1 protein-coding gene is annotated in these 955 nt (G+C 75.5%); it reads right to left on the bottom strand.

Going from position 1 to position 955, the window contains the following annotated elements; translation table 11 throughout:
• A partial coding sequence (locus G3573_RS21635) for a methyl-accepting chemotaxis protein (protein ID WP_240454840.1) occupies positions 1–955 on the bottom strand: 955 nt, incomplete at both ends.

The following is a 955-nucleotide window of genomic DNA, read 5'->3' as shown; positions in this document are numbered from 1 at the left end:
CGCCGGCGACGGCCGGGCGGCTGGGCGGGCGGTCGCGGTCGACAGGCGGAAGCGGCCGATGCGGCGGGCCAGCTCCTCGGCCTCGCGCGCCACGGTGTGGCTGGCGGCGGTGGATTCCTCGACCATGGCGGCGTTCTGCTGGGTGACCTGGTCCATCTGGTTCACCGCCGTGTTGACCTGCTGCAGGCCCACGGCCTGCTCCTGGGCGGAGGCGGCGATCTCGCCGACCAGGCCGCGCACCCGGCCGACCTGCTCGACGATGCGCGAGAGCGCCTGGCCCGAACGGCCGACCAGCGCCACGCCGGCGGCCACCTGGTCGGAGCTGGCCGAGATCAGCGCCTTGATCTCCTTGGCGGCCTCGGCCGAGCGCTGGGCCAGCGCGCGGACTTCGGAGGCCACGACGGCGAAGCCCTTGCCGGCGTCGCCGGCGCGGGCCGCTTCCACCCCGGCGTTGAGCGCCAGCAGGTTGGTCTGGAAGGCGATCTCGTCGATCACGCCGATGATCTGGCCGATCTGCTTGGCCGAGCCCTCGATCTCGCCCATGGCGGCGACCGCGTCGCGGACCACCGCGCCGCCGGTCTCGGCGTCGGCGGCGGCGGAGCCGACCGCGTCACGGGCGGTGGCGGCGCCGTCGGCCGTGCGCTTCACCGTGGCGGTGATCTCGTCCAGGGCCGCGGCGGTCTCCTCCAGACTGGCGGCCTGCTGTTCGGTGCGGCGCGACAGGTCGTCGGCGGCGCTGGAGATCTCGGTGGTGCCGGTGCGGATGCCGTCGGTCGCCTCGGCCACGGCGACCATGGCCTCCTGCAGCTGGTCCATGGCGCGGTTGAAGTCGCGGCGGAGCGCCTCGTAGTCGGCCGGGAAGGCCTTCACCAGACGCTCGGTCAGGTCGCCCTCGGCGACGCGGGCCAGGCCGCCGGCGACGGCGGCGACCACCGCGGCCTGGGCGGACCGGGAG

Source organism: Caulobacter sp. 17J65-9, assembly GCF_010975005.1.
Classification (GTDB): domain Bacteria; phylum Pseudomonadota; class Alphaproteobacteria; order Caulobacterales; family Caulobacteraceae; genus 17J80-11.
Note: the sequence above shows the minus strand (reverse complement) of the source record. Positions and strands in the feature narration are given on the sequence as shown.